Source organism: Lactobacillus paragasseri, from assembly GCF_003584685.1.
Taxonomy (GTDB): domain Bacteria; phylum Bacillota; class Bacilli; order Lactobacillales; family Lactobacillaceae; genus Lactobacillus; species Lactobacillus paragasseri.
Window position 1 is genome coordinate 77697 of record NZ_AP018549.1, and the last position, 23483, is coordinate 101179.

The 23483-nt window shown below is 34.2% G+C and carries 23 protein-coding genes, 2 tRNA genes, 1 pseudogene and 1 riboswitch; of the genes and pseudogenes, 15 read left to right on the plus strand and 11 right to left on the minus strand.

The features are described 5' to 3' along the window. Window positions 1-10 precede the first annotated feature (10 nt). The 5 genes from LpgJCM5343_RS00295 to LpgJCM5343_RS00315 all read right to left on the minus strand — a co-directional run bounded on the left by LpgJCM5343_RS00295 (window position 11) and on the right by LpgJCM5343_RS00315 (window position 2934). Window positions 11-961 (minus strand): glycosyltransferase family 8 protein, encoded by a 951-nt coding sequence (locus tag LpgJCM5343_RS00295; protein ID WP_174705291.1) that lies wholly within the window; start codon window positions 959-961, stop codon window positions 11-13. A 31-nt stretch (window positions 962-992) separates the two neighbouring features. Then, window positions 993-1817: a glycosyltransferase family 8 protein gene (locus LpgJCM5343_RS00300; RefSeq protein WP_003649683.1), complete on the minus strand. Its 825-nt coding sequence runs from the start codon at window positions 1815-1817 to the stop codon at window positions 993-995. 2 nt (window positions 1818-1819) lie between these two features. After that, on the minus strand, window positions 1820-2599 hold the full coding sequence (locus tag LpgJCM5343_RS00305; RefSeq protein WP_077959313.1) for a lysophospholipid acyltransferase family protein: 780 nt from the start codon (window positions 2597-2599) through the stop codon (window positions 1820-1822). A gap of 65 nt (window positions 2600-2664) precedes the next feature. Next, window positions 2665-2737 (minus strand) — tRNA-Lys (locus LpgJCM5343_RS00310). A gap of 124 nt (window positions 2738-2861) precedes the next feature. Next, a tRNA-Lys gene (locus LpgJCM5343_RS00315) sits at window positions 2862-2934 on the minus strand. Between the two features lie 126 nt (window positions 2935-3060). Here LpgJCM5343_RS00315 and yycF point away from each other — a divergent pair. The 7 genes from yycF (at window position 3061) to rlmH (ending at window position 10898) form a co-directional block, all read left to right on the plus strand. Then, window positions 3061-3768, plus strand: a complete 708-nt coding sequence (yycF, locus tag LpgJCM5343_RS00320; protein ID WP_003649681.1) for a response regulator YycF — start codon at window positions 3061-3063, stop codon at window positions 3766-3768. A gap of 46 nt (window positions 3769-3814) precedes the next feature. Beyond that, the gene (gene walK, locus LpgJCM5343_RS00325) at window positions 3815-5665 is read left to right on the plus strand and encodes a cell wall metabolism sensor histidine kinase WalK (protein ID WP_003649680.1); all 1851 of its coding nucleotides are present in this window, start codon (window positions 3815-3817) and stop codon (window positions 5663-5665) included. Beyond that, window positions 5655-6983 (plus strand): YycH family regulatory protein, encoded by a 1329-nt coding sequence (locus tag LpgJCM5343_RS00330; RefSeq protein ID WP_049161855.1) that lies wholly within the window; start codon window positions 5655-5657, stop codon window positions 6981-6983. Before walK ends, LpgJCM5343_RS00330 begins: the two co-directional genes overlap by 11 nt. Then, a complete protein-coding gene (locus LpgJCM5343_RS00335) occupies window positions 6973-7794 on the plus strand; it encodes a two-component system regulatory protein YycI (protein WP_003657167.1) in 822 nt (273 codons plus the stop codon). Before LpgJCM5343_RS00330 ends, LpgJCM5343_RS00335 begins: the two co-directional genes overlap by 11 nt. A 6-nt stretch (window positions 7795-7800) precedes the next feature. Then, on the plus strand, window positions 7801-8598 hold the full coding sequence (locus tag LpgJCM5343_RS00340) for an MBL fold metallo-hydrolase (protein WP_003657166.1): 798 nt from the start codon (window positions 7801-7803) through the stop codon (window positions 8596-8598). Between the two features lie 86 nt (window positions 8599-8684). Beyond that, complete coding sequence (locus tag LpgJCM5343_RS00345; protein ID WP_035423080.1) at window positions 8685-9905, plus strand: S1C family serine protease; 1221 nt, start codon at window positions 8685-8687, stop codon at window positions 9903-9905. 513 nt (window positions 9906-10418) lie between these two features. After that, complete coding sequence (rlmH, locus tag LpgJCM5343_RS00350; protein WP_003649675.1) at window positions 10419-10898, plus strand: 23S rRNA (pseudouridine(1915)-N(3))-methyltransferase RlmH; 480 nt, start codon at window positions 10419-10421, stop codon at window positions 10896-10898. On the opposite strand, the gene LpgJCM5343_RS00355 is transcribed toward rlmH, so the two are convergent. Genes LpgJCM5343_RS00355 through LpgJCM5343_RS00365 form a run of 3 tightly spaced genes read right to left on the minus strand, consistent with a single transcriptional unit; the run spans window position 10899 to window position 13457 of the window. Further along, window positions 10899-11552 (minus strand): energy-coupling factor transporter transmembrane component T family protein, encoded by a 654-nt coding sequence (locus LpgJCM5343_RS00355; protein WP_020806670.1) that lies wholly within the window; start codon window positions 11550-11552, stop codon window positions 10899-10901. A gap of 14 nt (window positions 11553-11566) precedes the next feature. After that, a complete protein-coding gene (locus LpgJCM5343_RS00360; RefSeq protein WP_101890893.1) occupies window positions 11567-12919 on the minus strand; it encodes an ABC transporter ATP-binding protein in 1353 nt (450 codons plus the stop codon). Next, window positions 12900-13457, minus strand: a complete 558-nt coding sequence (locus LpgJCM5343_RS00365) for an ECF transporter S component (protein WP_020806668.1) — start codon at window positions 13455-13457, stop codon at window positions 12900-12902. Before LpgJCM5343_RS00365 ends, LpgJCM5343_RS00360 begins: the two co-directional genes overlap by 20 nt. Window positions 13458-13509: 52 nt before the next feature. Continuing rightward, window positions 13510-13599: riboswitch (TPP riboswitch) on the minus strand. A gap of 95 nt (window positions 13600-13694) precedes the next feature. Here LpgJCM5343_RS00365 and LpgJCM5343_RS00370 point away from each other — a divergent pair. Beyond that, complete coding sequence (locus LpgJCM5343_RS00370; RefSeq protein ID WP_101890894.1) at window positions 13695-14624, plus strand: AraC family transcriptional regulator; 930 nt, start codon at window positions 13695-13697, stop codon at window positions 14622-14624. Between the two features lie 37 nt (window positions 14625-14661). On the opposite strand, the gene htpX is transcribed toward LpgJCM5343_RS00370, so the two are convergent. The 3 genes from htpX to LpgJCM5343_RS00385 all read right to left on the minus strand — a co-directional run bounded on the left by htpX (window position 14662) and on the right by LpgJCM5343_RS00385 (window position 17340). Then, a complete protein-coding gene (htpX, locus tag LpgJCM5343_RS00375) occupies window positions 14662-15552 on the minus strand; it encodes a zinc metalloprotease HtpX (RefSeq protein WP_003649670.1) in 891 nt (296 codons plus the stop codon). Window positions 15553-15560: 8 nt separating this feature from the next. Beyond that, a complete protein-coding gene (locus tag LpgJCM5343_RS00380) occupies window positions 15561-16118 on the minus strand; it encodes a LemA family protein (protein ID WP_003657159.1) in 558 nt (185 codons plus the stop codon). Window positions 16119-16233: 115 nt separating this feature from the next. Next, window positions 16234-17340: an SLC13 family permease gene (locus tag LpgJCM5343_RS00385; protein WP_101890895.1), complete on the minus strand. Its 1107-nt coding sequence runs from the start codon at window positions 17338-17340 to the stop codon at window positions 16234-16236. A gap of 176 nt (window positions 17341-17516) precedes the next feature. On the opposite strand from LpgJCM5343_RS00385, the gene LpgJCM5343_RS00390 reads away from it, so the two are divergent. The 7 genes and pseudogenes from LpgJCM5343_RS00390 (at window position 17517) to LpgJCM5343_RS00420 (ending at window position 23444) form a co-directional block, all read left to right on the plus strand. Beyond that, the gene (locus tag LpgJCM5343_RS00390; protein WP_101890896.1) at window positions 17517-17927 is read left to right on the plus strand and encodes an iron-sulfur cluster biosynthesis family protein; all 411 of its coding nucleotides are present in this window, start codon (window positions 17517-17519) and stop codon (window positions 17925-17927) included. 78 nt (window positions 17928-18005) lie between these two features. Next, window positions 18006-18146 carry a hypothetical protein gene (locus LpgJCM5343_RS09465; protein WP_003649666.1) on the plus strand — a complete coding sequence of 47 codons (141 nt, stop codon included), beginning with the start codon at window positions 18006-18008 and terminating at the stop codon, window positions 18144-18146. Between the two features lie 172 nt (window positions 18147-18318). Then, the gene (locus LpgJCM5343_RS00400; RefSeq protein WP_101890897.1) at window positions 18319-19179 is read left to right on the plus strand and encodes a hypothetical protein; all 861 of its coding nucleotides are present in this window, start codon (window positions 18319-18321) and stop codon (window positions 19177-19179) included. Window positions 19180-19311: 132 nt separating this feature from the next. Beyond that, window positions 19312-20619 (plus strand): glycosyltransferase family 2 protein, encoded by a 1308-nt coding sequence (locus tag LpgJCM5343_RS00405; protein ID WP_113576174.1) that lies wholly within the window; start codon window positions 19312-19314, stop codon window positions 20617-20619. A 9-nt stretch (window positions 20620-20628) separates the two neighbouring features. Then, a pseudogene (locus LpgJCM5343_RS00410) lies at window positions 20629-21754 on the plus strand (glycosyl hydrolase family 8). A 114-nt stretch (window positions 21755-21868) separates the two neighbouring features. After that, window positions 21869-22513 carry a YfbR-like 5'-deoxynucleotidase gene (locus LpgJCM5343_RS00415; RefSeq protein WP_003649661.1) on the plus strand — a complete coding sequence of 215 codons (645 nt, stop codon included), beginning with the start codon at window positions 21869-21871 and terminating at the stop codon, window positions 22511-22513. Between the two features lies 1 nt (window position 22514). After that, the gene (locus tag LpgJCM5343_RS00420) at window positions 22515-23444 is read left to right on the plus strand and encodes an HNH endonuclease (protein ID WP_003657152.1); all 930 of its coding nucleotides are present in this window, start codon (window positions 22515-22517) and stop codon (window positions 23442-23444) included. Window positions 23445-23483 lie beyond the last annotated feature (39 nt).

Here is a 23483-nt window from a genome sequence, read left to right on the forward strand (position 1 = left end):
TTAGTCCTCTTTATATCTTTACAGATGTTGTTTTCTTAACTTTTGCCCAAGTTACATCTTCATCTTTGATTTCGTCAACTTTTTTAATCATCCAATCAAGGTCAGTACGTGCTTTTTTACGGTCCTCATCGGTAAAGCTAGCTAATTGTGCTTTTAGTTCTTCATAATATGGAGACTTCTTAGCAACATCCCAGAAGTATTTGCCATATTGAACATCTGCAAAATGCCAGGGCTTGAAGAAAAGATTATAATGAACAATTTTAGGATTTTTAATTTCATCCATGTGTTCATTAGGCATTGCATCCCATTCAAGTGGTAAATGATAAATTTTATCTTCGCAAATCTCATTCATATAAGCTTGATCAGGATCGATATTATCGAAATGATACTTTTCAATTAATGAATAGAATTTATCGACAAATTTCTTATCTCTAAAGGCTTTCATATTGAAGAGAATAACGCCGTTATTAATATATTTTTCTGGTGGAAAAATACCTTGACATTCCTTGATATAAACTTGAAGTGGTTTAATAAATCTGATTGACATATCTGGTACGCTGGCAAACATGTTATCACCAATTTCGGTGTTGTAAAGCTCAGCGATGTCAGTACAAATAATAGTATCAGCATCTAAATAAACAGCCTTGTCATATTGAGGAAAAAGGTTAGGAATAAATAGACGGTAGAAAATAGACATCGTGAAAAATTGTGCCCGTAAGTAATTCTCTTCACTGTTGTGAATCGGAGCTACCATTTCGTCATCAATATGAAAAATATTAACATGGACATTTTTGGTTGAAAGATCTTCCAAATCTTTCTTATGCATATCACTAATGTTTTGAACTAAGAGAGTAATGGTATAGTCCTTGTTTGGATCAACATGGTCAATTAGTGACTGAATTGAAACAGCTGCGTAAGGTGTGTAGTTGTCGCTAATTGTATAAAAAACAGGTATAGTCATCAAAAATAGACTCCTTATATATTAAAAGTTCCTAGGCCCGCTTTAATTGTGACCTAAGCTCTGTATACTGCTTAAGTAAATCATCATATTCATGTAATTTCAAGACGCTGTGCACACGCTCTATATCCCATGGTTTAACAGTTAAAGTATGGAAGTATGGCTTAAAGCGAAAGCTAGTTGTAAAATGTTGAATTTTAGTATCGGGTCGTAAACGATATTGTTCATTGTAGCAGCGCGGAGCAATTTTCTTCTCAGTAGCAAGTTTATTTAGAGCAGACTGATCTGGGAGAAGCATTTTTTTATCACTCATTTTTTCTCTAACTTTGGCAAATAATTGTGTTTTTTTAATTTCAGACATATTAAGAAGCAAGACGCCTGAGTTTAAGTAATCAAATGGCTTATGAGTATGGATATTATGAAAGAAGAAACGACCCCAGAAGTCTAAAACACCAACTAGCTCGATATTAGTTAGATCTTGATTATAAAAGTCGCTAATATCTTTACGCACAATAATATCATCATCTAAATATAAGATACGATCAGGAATTTGTGGTAGTTGATCCGCAAAAAGGCGTAGCATTGCATATGGAGTAAAGCGTGTTTCCATATTTGCTCGTGGAGGTTCTTTTTTAAATAATTCAGTACAATCGATTAATTCAGCAGTATTGTTAGGATCTTTTTCCTTCAGCAGTTTTTTAATTAGTCTAAATGCTTGCTGATTAAAAGCTGTGTATCCCTCTGCGTGCATCGTTAAAATGTAAAAGTGTAGGGGAGTTGATGTGTTTTTTAGTAAAGATAGTGTTGTAATTAAAATACCATCTTCGGCATGAGAATCGCCGCAAAACATAATGTTCATTTTTATCCTCCGATTTTTCGCTGCTGGTAGCGATAATACTCATAGTTGCTTAATTTTTTTGAACGGTCCTTTAATTGAGTAAATACTTGATCATGTAGCTTTTTTTGCTGTAATTTTTTAGGCAGAGAAGTATCTGGGAAAAAAGGCCCATCAATATAGACAGTAATCCTAGGTCGCTTGCTGAATTTTCTTTTCTGGTAGGTTGTCGTCATGACAAAGCTTGGCTTATTCGTTTGAACTGGAAAATTAAAACTAGTTGCTGGAAATGGGCGAATATCAGTATAGTAAGGCCAGACATGTGCTTCTGGGTAAATAATAATATGGGCATCTTCCTTAGTTAGAGTATTAACTGCCTTAAGCAAATGAATTGCTTGTTTAATATTTTTGCCAACTGGTAGTCCTCCATAAGGTAAGAGAATTTTTCCAATTATTGGAATTCCCCAGTTTGCTTGATTAGCAATTGCATAATAATCTTTCCAGCCAAAGAGGGTTAGAGGCATAAAGGCATCATTAACCATTTGAGTGTGATTTCCATAGACAAAATAGCTTTGATGTTTATATTTAAATAACTTATCTCTCCCTATTACTTTAACATGCATTACGCCATAAGTAAAAAGATAAGCAAAACCAGTAGCTAAAAAACGCATTAAATAGTTAAGAGGAGTACGTTTAATGATTTGATAATTGCTAGGTAGGGTGAAATCTTGTTGCTTACTTTTGACAATGTCATCAGTTAAAGAATTATAGTAAATAACATTACGTTGAGATGTTTTAGTATTCATGATATTAATTATAAAAGAAGTTTAAAAACAAAAAAAGACATCGCCACAGCGATGCCTTATAAATATGGGTGGTCAGGGGATCGAACCCTGGACCCACGGATTAAGAGTCCGTTGCTCTGCCAGCTGAGCTAACCACCCAATTGGATAACCAACAGATACTATTATGCCAAAAAAAAATAAAAATGCAAGAACTTTTTTGCCTTTTTTAAATACAAGGAGCCAAAAACAAAAAAGACATCGCCACAGCGATGCCTTATAAATATGGGTGGTCAGGGGATCGAACCCTGGACCCACGGATTAAGAGTCCGTTGCTCTGCCAGCTGAGCTAACCACCCAATTGGATAACCAACAAATAGTATTATGCCAGGAAAAGAACTAAAGTGCAAGCTTTTTTTGCATAAGTTTAAAAAAAGTGTGGAAAACAGTATAATATAGTTATTAATATTGAGGAGGCATCATTTATGCCAAAAAAGATTTTAGTCGTTGACGATGAAAAACCAATTTCTGACATTATTAAATTTAACTTGACTAAGGAAGGCTTTGATGTCGACACTGCTTATGACGGCGAAGAAGCGGTAAAAAAAGTTGATGAATATGATCCAGACTTGATGATTCTAGATTTAATGTTGCCTAAAAAAGATGGCTTAGAAGTTGCACGGGAAGTACGTCAAACTCACGATATGCCAATTATTATGGTAACTGCTAAAGATACTGAAATTGATAAGGTATTAGGGCTTGAGATGGGGGCAGATGACTATGTTACTAAGCCTTTCTCCAATCGAGAGCTAGTTGCTAGAGTAAAGGCAAACCTACGTAGACGTGATTTAACCCAAAAAGCTACTGAAGATGATGAAGATAAGAATATTACTATTAGTAATTTAGTAATTATGCCTGAGGCCTATATGGTCGAAAAAAATGGCGAAAAAATTGAATTAACGCATCGTGAATTTGAATTACTTCATTATTTAGCTCAGCATATGGGTCAAGTGATGACTAGAGAACATTTGCTGCAAACCGTTTGGGGCTATGATTACTTCGGGGATGTTAGAACTGTTGACGTAACTGTGAGACGTTTACGTGAAAAAATCGAAGACAATCCGAGTTCGCCAACAATTTTAGTTACACGGCGTGGAGTAGGATATTACGTTAAAAACCCATCAGATGAATAAGGATCAAAGTCACTAGTAATAGTGGCTTTTTTTGCAATTAGGACAAATGAAGAAAATAAAAAGTGTATTAAATTCTATCAATTTTAAAATCGCAGTAATTTTTATGCTGCTCTTATTAGCAACGATTGAAGTGGTTGGTGCGTCTTTTACAAGGCAACTCGAACAAAATTCAATTCAAAATTTTGAATCATCAATTCAAGTTCCCAATATTATTACTAACCAAATTTCTAGTCAATTAAGTAGGGCTAATTCTAAAAAGGCTAATCAACAGTTAAGCCAGATTATTTCAAACTATAATTTAGGCGATATTAGCCAGTTAATGGTAGTTGACAATAAGGGAGTAATTAGAGCTGTTTCAAATGTGAATGATCAAAACCGGATTGGACAGCGAACTAGTAATGTAGATATCAAGAGCGTACTCTCAAATGGCAAGCAAGTTTCAAAAGTTATTAATGACAACGGAAATTATATGGTGCAAATTTCACCTTTGACTTCTGCTAATGGAACTAATACTCCTGTAGGAGCAATTTATGTCCGCGCTAGTTTACAAGGTGTCTTTAATAACTTAAGACAGGTATCAATTTACTTTCTGATTGCTTCACTGATTGCAGCTGTTTTGGGAGCAATTGTAGCCTTAGTCATTTCCCGGGCAATAACTAGACCTATTGAGGAGATGCGTAAACAAGCATTAAGAGTTGCAAATGGAGATTATTCTGGACATGTTCGAGTTTATGCGCAAGATGAATTAGGTCAACTAGCTGAGGCCTTCAATACTTTATCAGTAAGAATTGAAAGAACTCAAGAAATTTCAGATAGTGAGCGAAGACGGCTAGATAATGTCTTAACACACATGACAGATGGCGTTATTGCAACAGACAGACATGGAAATATCACGATTATTAATGAAACGGCACTTGATTTTTTAGGAAAAACTGAAAAAGACGTTATTGGAAAGCCAATTACTAATTTACTTGGACTAAAAGATGTCACTATCCAAGATTTATTAAGTACTCAGCAAGAATTAGTTGTTCGAGTTAATGATAATACGCGCGATGAAATGATTTTGCATGCTAACTTTTCTCTGATCCAGCGTGTAACAGGATTTGTTTCTGGCTTAGTTTGCGTGCTTCATGATATTACCCAACAACAAAAAAATGAACGTGAGCAGCAACAATTCGTTTCAAATGTTTCACATGAGCTTAGAACACCGTTAACAAGCTTAAGGGCATATGTTGAAGCATTGAATGATGGAGCATGGAAAGATCCAAATATTGCACCGCAATTTCTCCATGTTATTCAAGATGAAACTGAGCGAATGATTCGAATGATCAATGATTTGCTTAGCTTATCAAGAATGGATCGAGGAGTAGCAAGGATGGATTTAGAATGGGTTAACTTAAATGACTTTGTTAACCACGTTTTAAATCGGTTTGATATGATGCTCAAGTCTGATTCTGATAAGATGCACAAAAAGAAATATACGATTAAGCGTGAATTTCCTCATCAAGCCTTATGGGTTGAGATTGATACGGACAAGATGATGCAAGTAATTGACAACATTATGAACAATGCTATCAAGTATTCACCTGACGGTGGCGTTATCACAGTTCGCTTATTGCAGGCTCAAAAGCACGTTATCTTAAGTATTTCTGATCAAGGATTAGGAATTCCAAGAAAAGATTTAAACAAAATCTTTGATAGATTTTATCGTGTTGATAAGGCACGTTCTCGTAAACAAGGTGGAACTGGTCTAGGACTGGCTATTTCTAAAGAAATAGTAGAAGCACACCATGGTCGAATTTGGGCAGATAGTGCTGAAGGAGCTGGCTCAACTTTCTACATTTCTTTGCCATATGAAGCAATTAGCGAGGAGGGAGAAAACTGGGATGAGGTTTAAAGATAAGTTTTCTAGAATTACATTACGAATTAGTTTAATTGTAATGGTTGTCTTATCAATTATCTTATCAGCTATTATTTGGGGTTCTGATGCACGATTTTCAAGAATTGAAGAGACGTCTAATCAAACTCAAACTAAAGATTTGGGTCAACGTTCTTTAAGAGATATTTATTTGCCTACTCAAACTTTTTATTTTAAAGATAAGCAAATGTATCAGGTTTACGATACTAAAAATAATCTTCCGCTAGAGTTTTCAAAATTAACTCAATCAGTTAAGCCATTATTGCCAATTAGAGTTTGGTCTAGTCAAAGTAAATATGAAAAGTTATTAAAAAATCCTAACTATGTTCAGTTGACATATCCAGATCAGATAACTATCTCCTTATTCTTAACTAATGTAAGAAAGGCTGATAGTCGGGAATTTAATCGCTTTTTTGTACCCGCTCGATCCAGTAAGTATATCTATTTAGGTAATGACGAAAACTATACTATTTATCGAGTTCGTCTAAGTGATGTATCATTTGACAATTTGGTAGAACATATTCAAAGTGCTAAAACACAGATGCCAGTTACACTTCAAAAAGTTCATGATGATTACTTGCCCTTCTATGACAAGAATTTAAGTTTACCAACGTATAGCTATTTAACTAAGGAAGAGTCAGATTCATACTTTGTGTATCGCTTGCTAGGCTCTAATAATCCTACCCAGCATAGTTCTGGAGAAAGCATTACATATTCTAATGGAGTATATGAGCGGTTGATTGCCGCAAAGCATACTCATAATTATGAATATATTGATTATCAACAAGATCAGGTTCCCAAGACTATTAGTCGAAAATTAAATGATAGTTTATATTTTGTTCGTAAAATTGGATTATCCGAGCCAGATTTAAGGTTCTTTGATGCTGATAATAATACAGTTATTTATCAAAATTATGTTGAAGAATATCCGATCTTTTTGCCAGGAAAATATAAGATGCGGGCGCAAGTTAAGTTTGCTTCTAATGGAATGACAATTAACTTTAATAGCTTAGACTTGCAGATTCCAATTCCAACTAGTGGAGAAAAGAAGACGCTTATTCCGACTAATGAAGCGATGGATGAATTATATCAAAAGGGATACCACCAAAAAGATATTGAGCGCATTGTTATTGGTTATACGGCTAAATCTGATAATAGTAAAAATAAAAAATTAGTAGATCTAGAACCAACTTATTATGTAAAAATTAATAAGCAGTGGAAGACTCTAGATGAATGGCTGAATATTAATAATCAAGTTGTGAATTCTGGAAAGGAGGGGCTAGTAGATGGACTTTAAGAGAATTGAATGGATTTTTTTAGTCGTATTTATTGGAATCAATATCTTTTTGGGTATTGAACTTTGGCAAACGCCGACGCTTTTGTCTGCTGGCTCTACTCCGGCTCAAACTGATATTAAAAGTGAAACAAGCGCAGATCAGATTACTATCCCTAAAGTTAATGATAAGCAAGAGGATGGGTATTATTTAGCTGCCAAAGTGGACAATTCTTGGACAAAAAAAGCAGCAGCACAGGTAAATCAACAAGTAGAAACTAATGCAAGTGAAAATAGTATTTCAGTTAATTTGAGCAAACCAATTGCTCTATCGAAAGATTCCAAAAAAGCCCTGAAAGAAATTATTCACTTTAAAAACAATAGTCAAAACGTGTATGAGGGTAAAGATTATGTCTATCTTTCAGAACTATCTGAAGGGGATGATTATGTCTTTAATCAGAAAACAAAGTATGGAGAAGTTTTTGCTGCAACTGCACGATTGCACATTATTGTTAAAAATAATCAAATTGTATCTTATTCGCAACGCTATGTTAGCAATTTGAACCCGGTACGCGAAAGACAAAATACAATTAGTTCAAAAGCTGCTGTAAATTCCTTATATACTTATAGTGAATTACCAAATAATTCCAAGATTATCTGGTTAAAGCAAGTTTATACCAAGTTGATCACTGTTCGAGAAAGCGAAATTTATATTCCTACTTGGGTGGCAGCGATTGAAAATAATAATTCGCATACGATGACCCTTAAACGCGTAAATGCATTTACAGGGACAATTATCCAAAATAATATTGCTGCTGATGATTCAAAGGAGTAGAGAAATTTGAAAGTATCGGTTTTATCAAGTGGTTCAGCAGGTAATTCTACGTTGATTGAGACTCCGCAGCATAAAATCTTAATGGATGCAGGTTTATCTGGAAAAAAGACTAAAGATTTACTGGCACAAGTAGGCGTTGATATTAAAGATATTGATATGGTATTTATCAGCCACGATCATACTGACCATTCCGGTGGATTAGGCGTATTAATGAGAAGATATCCTAAAATTTCGGCTTATGCGAATTCAGGTACTTGGAATTATTTAATTGAAAGTAATAAGATAGGAAAATTACCTGTTGAACAAATTAATACGTTTGAATCTGGTATAACTAAGACTTTTGGTGATTTAGACGTGACGAGTTTTGCGACGAGCCATGATGCAGCGCAGCCACAATATTATGTCTTTACAAGTGGTGGTAAAAGATTTGCGTGTTTAACAGATACTGGTTATGTTTCAAGTACTGTTAAAGGTGAAATAAAAGATGCAGATGGTTATTTGATGGAATTTAACTATGACGATATGATGCTTAGAAATGGTCCGTATTCTTGGTCATTAAAGCAACGAATTATGTCTGATGTTGGACACCTTTCAAATGATCAAGCAGCAGACACCTTACTTGATGTGGTTTCTCCAAAAACTAAACATATATTTTTAGCGCATCGCAGCCAACATAATAATACCCAGTATTTGGCGCATGAGACGGCTGAAGACTTATTAGTAGCTGGGGATGCAAATTTACCAGCTGATGTTAAGATTATTGATACTAATCCAATGCAAGCTGGCTCTTTAACGAAAATATAAATTTTTAGCAAATAATTTGACTTGAATTCATAAAAAATTCAAAATTTGTGATTAGGCTAGAAATGAAGAGAAAAGGAGAAATTTTTATGGCAGAAAATAATACTAAGCACCCTACTAAACATAACGCTTTAATCAAAACTGGTATTGTTGGAGTGGTTGCCGGACTTCTTGGGGGCGGAGTTGCTTATGCAGGTTTATCTCAAGTTAATGGACAAAATGCACCACAAACAAGTATCGTTCCAACGACAAAAGTTGAAAAGTCTAGCAGTAAAAATAGTAGTCAGATGACTAATGCCTTTAATACTGTAAAAAAATCAGTTGTTTCTGTGGTTAACTTAAAGAGACAAAGTTCATCTTCAAGTAGTGATCCGTTTGGTATTTTTGGCTCTGATAGTTCTAGTTCTTCAAAGAAAAACTCTAAATCTGACTTGGAAACTTATAGTGAAGGCTCAGGTGTTATTTACATGAAGTCTAATGGTAAAGGCTACATTGTAACTAATAACCACGTTGTATCTGGAAGTGATGAGATTCAAGTCATCTTAAGCAATGGTAAAAAAGTAACTGCTAAAAAAGTAGGAACTGATTCAGAAACAGACTTAGCTGTTTTAACCATTGACGGAAAATATGTTACTCAGACTGCGCAATTTGGCTCATCTAAGAATTTAGAGCCAGGTCAGCAAGTTATTGCTGTAGGTTCACCTTTAGGTAGTGAATATGCTACAAGTGTAACTCAAGGTATTATTTCAGCTAAGAATAGAACTGTTGATGTAACTAATTCTGCAGGCCAGGTTACTAACCAGGCAACAGTTATCCAGACTGATGCTGCTATTAATCCGGGTAACTCAGGTGGTCCACTTGTGAATATGTCTGGGCAAGTAATTGGGATTAACTCAATGAAATTGTCCTCTTCTAGTGACGGTACAGCTGTTGAGGGTATGGGATTTGCAATTCCAAGTGATGAAGTTGTTTCTATTATTAATCAATTAGTTAAGAATGGAAAAATTACTCGTCCAAAATTAGGTATAAGAATTGTATCAGTTGATGAATTAACAGAGTATGGTCGTAAGAAGCTCGGTTTACCTGATAGCGTTAAATCTGGTGTCTATGTAGCTAGCGTTACTAAGAATGGTAGTGCAGATAAAGCAGGAATTAAGTCACATGATGTAATCACCAAGATTGATGGCAAAGCTGTTGATAGTGTTGTTTCACTACATACTGCTCTTTATACACATAAAGTTGGCGATACAGTAACACTTCAGGTTGTTAGAGACGGTAAGTCACAAGATATCAAGGTTACTTTAAGTTAAGTGAATATTATTAAATAGAGATAAAAAAGCTATGATTATGCGTTTTGTAAGCGGTAATCATAGCTTTTTCTTAATATTTAAAGTGTGAAACGTAATAAAGTTCGACTTTTAATGCTGTCAAGAACTGAAAGTTATCCATAAGATTGTGGGAAAATGTGGAAAACTCTGTGGATTGTGCATAACTCGGTTAAAATAAAAATAAATTGTGTGGAAAACCTGTGAATTGTGTGTAAATAAAATTTTAAATTTATCTGTTCTGAACGGCTGTTCAAGTTGACTATGTAAGGAATAGACTAAAAAGTTTGGAAAAATAGTAGTGTTTATAAAAATGTGGAATAAATTCAGTAAAAAAGTTATCCACTTTTTTATAAACCACAATTTATTGATAATCAATTAGTCTGACCACTAAATATAGTTTTTAATAATCCACAGTTAGGGGAAAACTGATGTGGACGCTATGTCAATTAGGGGATAAAATTAAAAACTAGATGCGTGAAAGGTTAGATAGTTATAATGAATATCAAAATTGTTTGTGTAGGTAAACTAAAAGAAAAGTATTTTAAAGATGGAATTGCTGAATACGTCAAAAGAATGGGTCGTTTTGCGAAGATCAAAATAGTTCAAGTACCCGACGAAAAAGCCCCCGAAAAACTAAGTCCTGCTGAAATGGAACAGGTCAAAGAAATCGAGGGGAAAAGAATTCTAGATAAAATAAAAGATAAAGAATATGTGTATGTGACGGCAATTAAGGGCAAAGAAAGAACTAGCGAAGACTTTGCCAAGGAGCTAGCTGACTTGACTACCTATGGACATTCAGATATTACCTTTGTGATTGGGGGAAGTTTAGGAACAAGCGATGCAGTAAATAAACGAGCTGATGATTTAATTAGTTTTGGTAAATTTACAATGCCGCACCAATTAATGCGCTTAGTTTTAGTTGAACAAATTTACCGTGCGTTTATGATTAATAGCGGAAGCCCTTATCATAAATAATTATTTTATAAAGAATAAGATTGGTTGAAGTAGGATTAAAATACTACTAAAAATAAGCCAGTCTTTTTTTGTTAGAGTAATTGGCACGATGATGCTTCGTGCTTTATCTTCACGATATCCATGTGAAATCATCCCTTCAGCTAGGCTATTTGACCAAGAGATAGCTGCTAAAATTGCTTTAAAATATAATATTGGCGAATAAAAGGAGAGATGATAATGGCGCATGTCCCCAACTAAGCGAATACGATTAACTTCAGCATGGATTTTAGGAATTACGTTGAATGCGGCTAAAGTTCCATAGGTAAATTTACTTGGTAGTTTGAAATTTTGTTCTAATGAGCGAGCGAGCGCAAGGACACTGGTGGTTTCAGTAAATGTAGCTCCTAAAAATATATAAGCGTAAATTCGCGTAAATAAGACGCTGGCTTGGTAGAGGCTATGGCCGGGAGTAAAGTAATAGATTGTAATAAAGACCACTAAAGCTGCAAATAATGGAATTAAAAAAATCAAGAGTAGTTTTTTAAGACTTAGATGCTTAAATGCGAGATAGCTAAGACTAGCTACAATAATTATTATATTGGCGATCAAATTAGGAATAAGCGATATTTCAAGCGAAATAATTAAAATCAAAAATAGTTTCAATCCGGGATTCATGTTATTTACCTTTTTTATTTAGTGTAGAAAAGTTTCTGATCTTTGATAGTTAAGTGATAGTCACAGAGATGCTGAACTTGCTCAAGTTGGTGGCTAATGACAAGTAAGGTGTGGTTAGAATCTAGAAAGTACTTTTTAAGCAAATAAATGACCGCTGAGACGCTTTCTTGATCTAAACCACTAAATGGTTCATCTAGAAGTAAAACCTCAGGATAAGCCATTAACATCACGAGAATTTGCAGCTTTCTTTTTTGTCCTCCAGATAGAGAATAAACAACTTGTTCGTCTAAATTCTGCAAGTTGAGTTTAGTTAGTAGGTGTTCTAGCTTAATTTTATTTAAGGAAAGATTTCGATTGTACTTTAGGCTAAAGTCTAATTCTTCCTTTACTGTAACATTTAAGAATTGTTCATCTGGATTTTGAAAAATTTGTCCTACTTTTGCTAGATAGGGCCTCCGATGCCATTTCTTGATGTCTTTACTTTCAAATATTAATTGTCCTTGATACGGAATAATTTTGGTTAGAGCCTTAAATAAGGATGTCTTACCGCTTCCGTTTTCTCCAGTTAATAAAGTGGCTCTTCCGGGATAGATTTTTAGATTAGTTGGAGAAATTAGATTTTTTTTTGGAAAAGATAGTGAGAATGATTTAAGGAAATAGACTGGATTTTGTTTTAAGTCAGGAAGAGAGAAAGATAATGCTTGATTTTTTAGCGTGTTGTCAGGCAAAGTAATAGTCTTAATATTTTTGTCGTTAATAGCCAAGACCATAGAAGCTAGCTTTTCATAGCCAGAAAAATTATGGTCACTAATTAAAATCGTTTTTCCTTCTTTGTGAAGTGTAGCTAAGCAAGTTAGTAGAAACTGTCGATTGTGAGAGTCGCAATTAGCAAAAGGCTCATCTAATAAGAATAAGTCGCTTTTCATGGCAATCAGGACGGCTAAGGCAACACGTTGCTTTTCACCACCCGAAAGCTGAAGAAAAGGTTGGTCTAATAAAGATGAAATATTAGTTTTAGTACTTGCGTAATTAATACGCTTTAAAGCAGAAGTACGATCAACTAGTTTGTTTTCTAAGGCAAAAATTAGCTCTTCTCGAGGAGTCGCCATCGTGAATTGTCGACTAGGATCTTGAAACACCATGCCCCAATTAGTGAATGGCTGTTTTAAAGAACCGGCAGTTATTTTGCCATTGAAAGTCGGGTCAAGACCAGAGATAAGCTTTAATAGAGTTGATTTGCCACTACCAGTTGGACCAGTTAATAGAACAAAATCGCCTTGATTTATAATCAAATTTAAATCTTTAAAAATTGGCTGATTTTGATATTGAAAAGATAGCTGATTAAGTTTAATTTGTTTGGACGACATGAGCTTTTACCAAGAGATTAATGATTAATTTAACTAAAACGCAGGTAAATAAAAGCATTGAAAGCCAACGAACTACAAAGTAGAAAATCATGTTAAAAGTTGAGAAGTAGCTGTAGCCGTTCTTAATGAAGTCGTACAGGTAAGTAACAATTGTTGTCGTTGTAGCAGATAAGAAAAGCGTGAACCAATTGTAGCGGTGGTAGCTAGTAAAGGTAAAACCTAATTCACACCCTAGGCCTTGAACAGCTCCAGAGATTAGATTTACTGCGCCCCATTGTTCTCCAGCAAGTAGTTCAACGCAAGAACCTAAAAATTCTCCTAGAAAAGCAGCTCCAGGAAGTCGAACTAAGAATCCTGCTAAAGGACCTGCCATACACCAGATTCCCATCATAATATCATTGGCTAACATTCCATAGCCAACTGGTGTAAGGAGGGCAGTCAAGACGTTATAAAGACCGTCACTAGCTAAATAAATTAAGCCAAAAATAATAGCAATTAAAGCAATTAGGATAATATCTCGAACATGTAATTTCTTCATTTTTTCCTCCCAAAATAAAAAAAGCCACCTCAAAGAGGTGACTAAATAAAAGTCTAAAAATAAATCATTTTCCCTACGCTGATGTTAATCAAACAGGTTCAATGGGTATATTCTCAGCCATCTGGCACCCCAGTTATATTTCTAGGTTTAGCTTACGCTTAATAAGCCGAAATGACAATTAAAAATAGTAAAAAGGTTATAATTAAAATAGAGTAAAAGCAAAGGGGACCAGTTGAGATGGCAACAGCGACATTAAAAAGTTATTTATCAAGTTTAATGCAAAATACTCAAGGTACTGAAATAGAAATCCGTACTGAAAACCTTCTTTTGCCGTATAGTCTTTATTTAGAAAAAGTGCATTATGATTTTACTGAATATCAATCTAATACTAGTCAATTAATTTACTGCTTAGCGGGTAAGTGTGAGGTTGAAATTAATAATAAAACTTTTTATTTGGAGGCAGGAAATATCTTGCTAATTGAAAAAGACACTGACTATACAATCAAAGTTAGCGATAAAAATGCAATTATTGTTAAATTTAAACTAGATAACGATTTTTCATGGCGAAAACAATTAGAGCAGGTAGATGCCAATACACCTAATGAACAAAGATTGAGTACATTATTTTTAGAAAAGTTAAATCAAGATCGTGCCTTTTTATTTACAACTACTTCTGTGATGTGGGGGAGTCAAAACTTGAAAGGTATAATTCAAGACTATCTTAATAATGTCGCTTTTAACGGAACAATTGGCTTAGAGCTGCTTAAAATTATAATCTTGCGCAATTTGCGTGAACAAAACTTTAAATCCAACGAAGTAAAAGAAAGCACATTTAAGGATGAAACGTTAGATCAGTACATCGACCAACACTATAATGATATTAGTTTAGCGCAAGCTGCCAAATACTTTGGTTTTAATCGAAATTATTTTTCTACAATGGTAAAAGAAAAAACGGGAAAAAGCTTTGTTGAGCATGTTGATGAAAGACGGATGAAAGAAGCTAGAAGATTATTGGCCAAGCCAAATATTTCATTAAAAGAAATAATCGAAACTATTGGATATTCAAGCAAATCGTTTTTCTATAAGAAATTTAAGCATTATTATGGCATGACTCCAGCAGAAATGAGAAAGAGACTATTTAGAGAGGCTCATATCAATTTGAAATAATAGATACGTAAAAAGGGATGCATGTGCATCCCTTTTATTACATGTTTTCTAATCTCTTAATTCTGTCAGCTGTAGGCGGATGAGTATCAAATAGTGAACTCAACCCCCGCTTGTGCAGCGGATTTTCGATGTATAAGCCAGCACTTGACGGATCTGGATCTTTCATCGGTTCACTATTTGAAATCTTTTCTAAAGCTGAAATCAAACCTTGGGGATTTCTAGTGAGCTCAACCGAACTTGCATCAGCTAAATATTCACGATTACGAGAGAGAGCCATCTGAGCTAGTGCGGCAGCAAGAGGTCCTAAAATTAGTGTGAAAACAATGGCCACTATTTTAAAAATTATTTCTAGAGGACTAGAGTCATCGTCATCACGGTCAGAATTGCCGCCCCACCACCAAATACGGGAGGCAAAACTAGAGATAAATGAAATTACAGCAGCTAAAGCAACTCCAATTGTAGATACTAAAATGTCATAATTTCGAATATGAGAAATCTCATGGCCAAGAACGCCCTCTAATTCACTTCGATTAAGTCGCTTTCTTAATCCAGTAGTAACAGCTACGAAGCTGTGTTTAGGATCACGTCCAGTCGCAAAGGCATTAGGACTTTCATCGTTGATAATAAAGACTCTTGGCATTGGAACCTGACCAGCGAGTGCCATATCTTCTACAATATGCCACAGTTCTGGGTCATCTTCTTCATGAATCTCTCGGCCATGATTCATACTCATGACTAAATTTCCCGGATTTTGAAGAACAATAAAAAGATAAATTAGGCTACCAATTAGGGCAATTACAATTCCTGATAGCGGTTCACCGTTAATCAAATATCCTAGCCCACCACCAACAAGAGCTAGAATAATAACGAATATAACAAGCAAAAATGCTGTTTTACGCTTATTGCGTGCTATTTGTTGATAGAGCATTGATAAACCTAGAATTTAACTTTAGGAACAGCCTTTTCTTCAGTTGGTGTTTGAAGGTAATCCATATTCTTAAATCCGTGAATCTTAGCGACTAAGTTAGATGGGAAAGTTAATAGTTTCTCATTAAACATAGCAACAGTTGAGTTGTATAACTGACGTGAATAAGCGATCTTATTTTCGGTGTTTGTAAGTTCTTCTTGAAGTGACATGAAGTTTTGATTTGCTTTTAGGTCTGGGTAATTTTCAGCTAGGGCAAAAATACTCTTCAACGAATCAGTAATTTGGTTAGAAAGCTTAATAGCTTCTTCGTGATCAGAAGTAGGAATATTTACTAATTGATTCCTTAGGGCAACTACTTTTTCTAAAGTGCCACTTTCATGCTTGGCATAACCCTTAACTGTTTCAACTAAGTTAGGAATTAGGTCGTTACGACGTTTTAATTGAACATCAATTTGACTCCATGCTTCATCGGCATGAACTTTAGCTTTTTGTAAGCCATTGTAGATTCCGATATAAACGGCCACCAGTAAAATTAAAATGATAATAATAATCCATGTTAAAGTCATAGAAGTAAATCCTTTCTATTATCATAAAAATATGGTTAAAATGTTAGGAACATTGTACCAAATAAAGAAAGTTTAGAATATAAAAAAAGCGCAATTTTGCGCTTTTTTATGATATTTAAATAACAAAGTCCAAAACTATCCAACCTAGAATTGTCAGAATAATTAAACCTGCAAATTCTAATACTGAAAATACCCAGAAAAATTTTCTCTTTGAAACAGTCCCGTTTTCAACAAAACTCTTGAAAACAAGCATATTGGCCATTGAACCAACGATTGAACCAAATCCTCCAATATTTGAGCCAAGGAATAAGGCTTCCGCAAAGTTGGTAAATTTACCAATTAAAATTGTTGAAGGAACGTTAGAAATGAATTGACTTGAAATAATAGAAGTCAAGAATACAGAATGTTCAGAAAACATTGTCTTAGAAATTAAAGTAACAATAAATGGAATTTGCTGGATATCGCTAATAAAAATGAAAAAGCATGTGAAAGTTAGAAGTAGAGCATAATCCACATGTAACATAATAGAGGGATTAATAATAAGAGCAAGGATCACTGCAACAATTGCAGGGACGTATGCGGGTACAATATTGAAAACACCAAAGAAGAAGAAAATTGAAACAGCAATCGTTAAAAGCATTGGTCGAATGCTGATTCTAATGTCTTCTAAAGGCATAGTAGGGATTGGCTTATCTTTAACAAAAAAGATAAACACTAAAACAATAATTAAACTAACTAGTAATAATGGAATTGACCAACTAAAAAACTTAATCGGTGAAACATTATAACGGTTAACAACAAATATATTATGAGGATTTCCCCATGGTGTAAAAGCAGCACCAATGTTTGCGCCCATCCCAATTAAGGTGACAGGCAAGATTTCAGGTAAATGATGGCGTCTAGCAATCGTTAAATATAACGGTATAAGAGTTAAAACAGTTATATCATTAGTTAAAAACATCGCAGAGATAATTGACAAAATTGTGAAGATTGCAGTTAATCTTCGGGTACTCCTAGCGCTTGCAGTTAGTTTGTAGGCTAAGACATCCAAAACGTGTAAGTAGGAAAAAATTTGGATGATTGTAAGCATTGCTAGAATTGAGTAAAGTGTATGAAAGTTAATATCTTCAATACGCGGTCTTGCGAAGAATAAGCTTATGATCGTTATGACAACCGTAATTTGTAAAATACGGTCTTTAGCAATATTTTTGATGACGGTCATTAAGGTCCCCTCTTAAAATTAATTCAACACTACTATTTTGAACTCTTTACGGCAAGTTCGCAACGCTTTTTTCGCATTAGTCCTTCCTATTAGTAAGATTTTGAGCATTTTATTAGGGAAAAAGGTAATTAACCTGCTATATTTAAGTTAGTAAAAGAGGACGGAGGAAAATAAATATGGTTGATTCTAAGAATCTCGAATTAAAAATCAAAGATAGTGCTAAAGACGTTTTAGAAAAGAAAATTAAGCCAGGACAAGTTGTTTTGCTGGCTTTAAATGATGGTTCAAATGGTTATTCTAAATTAGGGGGAACTTGTACTATCGGTGCTAATTTTCAACTGGTGTTATTAGATCATCCGGATCCAGAGTTTTCAATTGAGGTTAAAAACAACATGGGTTTAGATATGTATACATCTGATAAAGAATTAGCATTTCTAGACAATGGCTTAGTTCTTAATGCGCGCAATGCTACTCTATCCTTATCTTCTAATGAAGGAATCATCGATGGTGGAGTTACTATTTCTGAATTCAAAGGCGAAAAACTTTCTGCTGATGAGATGAAAAAATTAGGTGGAAAGATCTGCTAGGTATTGAAGTGACGTGCTTCTTCGTGGTATGATAATAAAAGATTTTCGAAAATTTTATTTGAGAGGAAGTATAGATCTATGCGTAAAGGTGAAAACTACAACACTGGTGTTACACCAAACTTAAGACCTAAGAACAAGAAAAACTCTAAGGCTCGTGTTAAGAGAGCTGCTGAAGTAGTTGCTTTCTTAAACAAAGCTGCTAAAGATGAAAACAAGTAATTAAATTTACTGCATAAGATAAAGAGAGACGCTAGTTAGCGTCTCTCTTTTTTGCATGTAAAAGTTATATAAATCCTAGTTTATTTAATAACATTTTGTTGTAAATGAAATTATATTACTATATAAAAAGACTTATAAAATGTGACAAATTAAGCATAGGATAGAATTTTAAATGAATAACATTTCAAGAAAAGGGGTAGAAGTAAAAGCAATTTTTGCCCTTGTTTTACCGTCTATTTTTTTAGGACTGGCAAGTAACTTTTCTCGTAATATTTTTTTAGGGGTTATGCTGCTCTTAATTCTAGGAGCAGTTATTGGATTGAGCGCACCAACTATTGTTAGTACCTGGCTTATTTTAATTTTGACTGTGCTAGGAATTAGTGCTCTAACTCTTGGATATGTAGCGATAGATTTTTATGGGAAGGCCTTGCTACTTGTTTCCTTTCCCTTAGAAACATATTTAACTAGTCAAATTAAAGAGTGCATCTTTAGATGGCAAATATTTAAGAAAAATCAGTCTAGCGCCTATCGCTATCTCAAGCACTATGATCAAAACGTAAAATTACAAACGACATATAATGCAGAAAAGTTATATAAAAAGATTAAGAAAATTTTAACAGAGAAAAATTATTTACCTCTGTGGTGTGATTTTACAATTATTGATTGGGAACATGATCAGCAATTTGCGCAATTTAATTTAGAAGATCATGACGAGATTTTGCGGCAGATAGCAACAGTACTTAAAAAGAGCAGGTTAGTTGATGAGAATTTATATTACCTGGGAAATGGTCAATTTCTGATTATCTCTAATACGATCGCACCGGGTACATTAATGGTTTTAAATGATGAACTAAAAGCTGAGTTAAAAAGGCTACAGTACAAGGAATATCAGCCTGCTTTTAAGATGGCAACTCAGCATATTACAGAGAAAGATTTACTTGAATATCCTGACTTTAAAGCCATTCTTAAACGTCTAAAAAGAAAACTTGAAACAGACTTAGTTGTTGAATATTTAAAGGGAGTAGAAGTATGAGTAATTGGTTCTTTTTCTTAGTAATTTTGATTACTTTAACATTTTTAGTGGCATTTTTTGCTATGTTTCGTAACCTCTGGACTATTTATCATCAAACCGAGCATACAGTACGTCATTTAGGAAGAAAGCATAATGTTAAATGATTTTTTAGCTGTTTCAACTTTAGTTTCAATTTGGTTTTCACTTTTAGCCTCATTAGTTACGCTTTATGGTGCAACTTGTTTTTGGCTTAAGCATAGTAAAAAAGTTATTTCAATTACGCCATTAAAGCGTTATCCTACAATTACGATTGTTGTTCCAGCACATAATGAAGAAGTGGTGATTGCAAATACCACCAAGGGAATTCTTAACTTGAATTATCCTGCATCAAAGATCGAGCTCCTCTTATATGCCGACAATTGTCAAGATAAAACTGCAGCTGAAATGCGTAAGGCGACAGATTTACCTCAATATAGATACAGAAATATACAAATAATTGAACGTCATGGTTCAGGCGGTAAAGCAGGTGTCTTAAATGATGCTTTAAAGATAGCGCAGGGAGAATATATTTGTGTTTATGATGCCGATGCATTACCTGAACAAAATGCTCTCTATTTTTTAGTGAAAAAAGTTTTAGAGAATCCCCATCGATATATGGCAACTTTTGGCAGAAATAAAACACGAAATGCAAAACAAAATTTTTTAACTAAATGCATTAACAAAGAAGTTATTGTATCTCAAAGACTTCAACATGTAGGCGTTTGGAATTTATTTAAAATTGGGCGAATTCCAGGAACGAATTTCATCATTAATACAGAATATGTAAAAAAGATTGGTGGCTGGCAAAGCGGCGCCTTAACTGAAGATACCGATATTTCTTTTCGGATTATGGAAGATGGGTACTTGATTGCTCTGGCATATAATTCAGAAGCTTTTGAGCAGGAGCCTGAACATTTACGTGATTATTATTATCAACGATTACGTTGGGCTAAGGGTAATTATCAAGTGGTGATGAATAACTTTAAGCACTTATTTGATAAGAGTAACTGGCGTGTGAAATTAGAAACTTTTTATTTAACATGTACTTTCTTTTGGTTTAATTTAGCTGTTATTCTTTCAGATATTATTTTTTTTGTGGATTTGGGATGTATAATTGCACGATTTTTTAATCCGGAAATTCCAATTATCTTTGCGATGAATTCTAATGTTCTCTTAATGCAGCTACTATTAATTAACTGGTTATTAATGATCTTGCTCTATGTAATTCAAATAAATCTAGCTTTAGCTACCCAATATGGTCAAGCCACTAGTGACCAGATCTGGCTAGCTTTAGTGTCATATTTTACTTATTCACAGCTCTTCATTGCTATTTCTCTTCAAGCAGTCTGCTCAGTAATTGGAGATAAGTTGTTTAGACGTGATGGTACTAAGTGGGTGAAAACCAAGAGGTTTGCAGATTAGGAATAAGAAATGAAAGTAAAGAATTTAATACTAATTTTAGGAACTATTATTGCTTATTTAGGAATCATTGGCTATGTGAGGATGAGCAATGATCGAACTCTAGAAGAGCGATATTATCATGAGTGGCGTGAAGATTATATAAAAAATAAAAAATAAAAATCAAAACGAACAATACGTAAATGCAGCAGGGGAAAAGGGCTCTTCGTGTGCTTTATCTGAAGCGCAAGGCTATGGAATGTTATTGGCTGCTAAAGCAGGAGAGAAACATCTAGGAAGCCGGATTGATTTTCAAAAGCTAGACAATTATTACTTGGCTCATCGCTTAATAAATTCAAACTTGATGAGCTGGAGACAGAAAGATAGGAAAAATATTTGGCGTGATAATCCTGTGAGTGCAAGTGATGGTGACATAATGATTGCTCAAGCTTTGCTACATGCTAATAGAGTTTGGCCAGGACATGGCTACAAGTCACAAGCTGTTAACTTAATTAATGATATAAAAAGGTTTGAGATTAATCAGAAAGCTAAAATGGTAACTGTCGGAAATTGGGCTAATAAAGACTCACGCTTTTATAATGTCCTGAGGACATCAGATGTAATGCCAAAAGCGTTTGAAGAATTTTACCAAGCGACCGGTGATCGGGAATGGCTAACAATTAAAAGCAAAATGCTTAACTATTTGCAAAAATTAAGCAAGGAACACGATACTGGTTTAGTTCCTGACTTTGCATGGGTTTCTAATAATTATGTGAAACCCGCAAAAGCTAATGAAGTGGCGACTAATGATGATGGTCACTATAGTGCAAATGCTTGCCGAGTCCCAATGCTATTAGCGGAAAGTAATGATAAGAATGCGGCTCAAGTAGTAAAGAAAATGCTAAAATTTTTTAAGAAAAAAGGAACTTCGGCTGGTTTTACCTTAAAAGGTAAAAAATTACATTATTATCAATCAGCGAGCTTTAGTGCACCAATCTTTGTAGCAGCTAATAAGTATCGTAATCAAGGCTATGACACTTTGGTTGAACAAGAAAAGTATATCTTTTCAAGACCCCTTCCGAAAGATAACTATTACGATGCTACTTTAACGACTTTAGCTGCTTTAAATACAAATGAGTTGACTGGATTAGAAAAATAGAGAAAGATTAAGTTGTTGAATCTTTCTCTATTTTTGATTTGCAAGAGTAGAACGGTTTTGCTATGATAGTAGAAATTTTAGACATTTTTATATTTCTGGAAGGGGTAAGTTTTTATGGGATTAAATGCATATATTCAAGGTTTTAATAGTTTAGAGTCAATCGATCGTGCACCAGGTTATTTTAAATATCAGCATCATTCTGTCGCTGATCATAGTTTTAGAACGGCTGAACTTGCTCAAATGATGGGAGATATTGAAGAAGTTGTTGGTAAGCAAAAGATAAATTGGAAAGCTCTATATGAAAAGAGTCTTAACCATGATTATACTGAGCGGTTTATTGGTGACATTAAGACTCCAGTTAAATATGCAACTCCACAATTGCGAAAGATGATTGGAGACGTTGAAGAAACAATGACTGCCAAATTTATTAAGGACGAAATTCCAAAAGAATTTCAAAAAATTTACACTAAGCGTCTATCTGAAGGTAAAGATGATACTTTAGAAGGTAAAATTTTATCTATTTGTGATAAGTTAGATTTACTTTATGAAGCTTATGGTGAAATTGAATTAGGAAACCCCAATCCAGTTTTCATGCAAATGTTTAAAGAAAGCCTTGAAACGATTAAAAAGTTTGATGACTTAACTTGTGTTCAATACTTTATTAAGAAAATTTTGCCAGACTTATTTAAAGGCGACTTTGCTGGTAAAGATAAGATGCAAAGAATTGCTTTTAGTATTTTACTAATGGGGGAAGAATAGTTTGAAATTACAATGCGCATCCTGCGGGTTGCGACTTGATAGCCTTCATTTTAAGCAAGAAGGATTAATGAATCCCAAGTTAACAAGCATTTGTGATATTTGCTTAACACGCAATCTGGATGCAGAAGATTATGAAAACTTAGTAATTGAAAATATTTCCCAGGTAATGCTCTATGGCTTTGTAGGAAAGAAAAATACGGGCAACGCTAATCCGGAGGCTTTAAATCAGTATCTTGTAGGAAGCGATCATAGACGCCAATATGAATCTTTTATTCAAGACTATGATGGTAATGAAGTAGCTTTGCAGCAATTGCCACGATTCAAATTTAATCAGGCAATTATTAAGAGCGAAGATAAAGAAATAGATTATATTCCTAATAGCAATGTTGATTTTGCTGTTAATATGAAAAACATGGGAATTGAAGTCGACTTCTCCTTAAATGAAGTAGATTTTGTTGACCGTGAAAGAATTCGTCACAAATATAATTATCGTTGCCAATATTGTGGTAGACGCGGAACAAGCGTAGATCACAAAGATCCAGTTTCTTTATCGCATGATAATTCTTTTGATAATCTGATTTTGTCATGTAGCGAGTGTAATCGAATTAAATCTAATATGCCCTATAAATTATTTATTAAGTTGAATAATCAACTTAGTGTTGTAAATAAAAAATTGGTTAAGTACGAAGACACTCTTGCTAATTTAAAAGAAGAATTTCAGCAGGCAAAACGTGATTTAGCTGGACAAGTTCATTTGAAGGGAATAGTTAATGACCCTGAATTAAATGCGATGAGAAAGCAAAATAAAAAGCTTCAAGATGCGATTGATAGCTTACAAAGTGATTATGATGCCTTAAGAAAATTGCGTAAGACATATTTTGAAACCGGCTGGAAGCTAGCACAAGAAAAAGAAAATAGTGAGATTATATAGAAAAAATGCATTGGACAAAAATCCAATGCATTTTTTTAC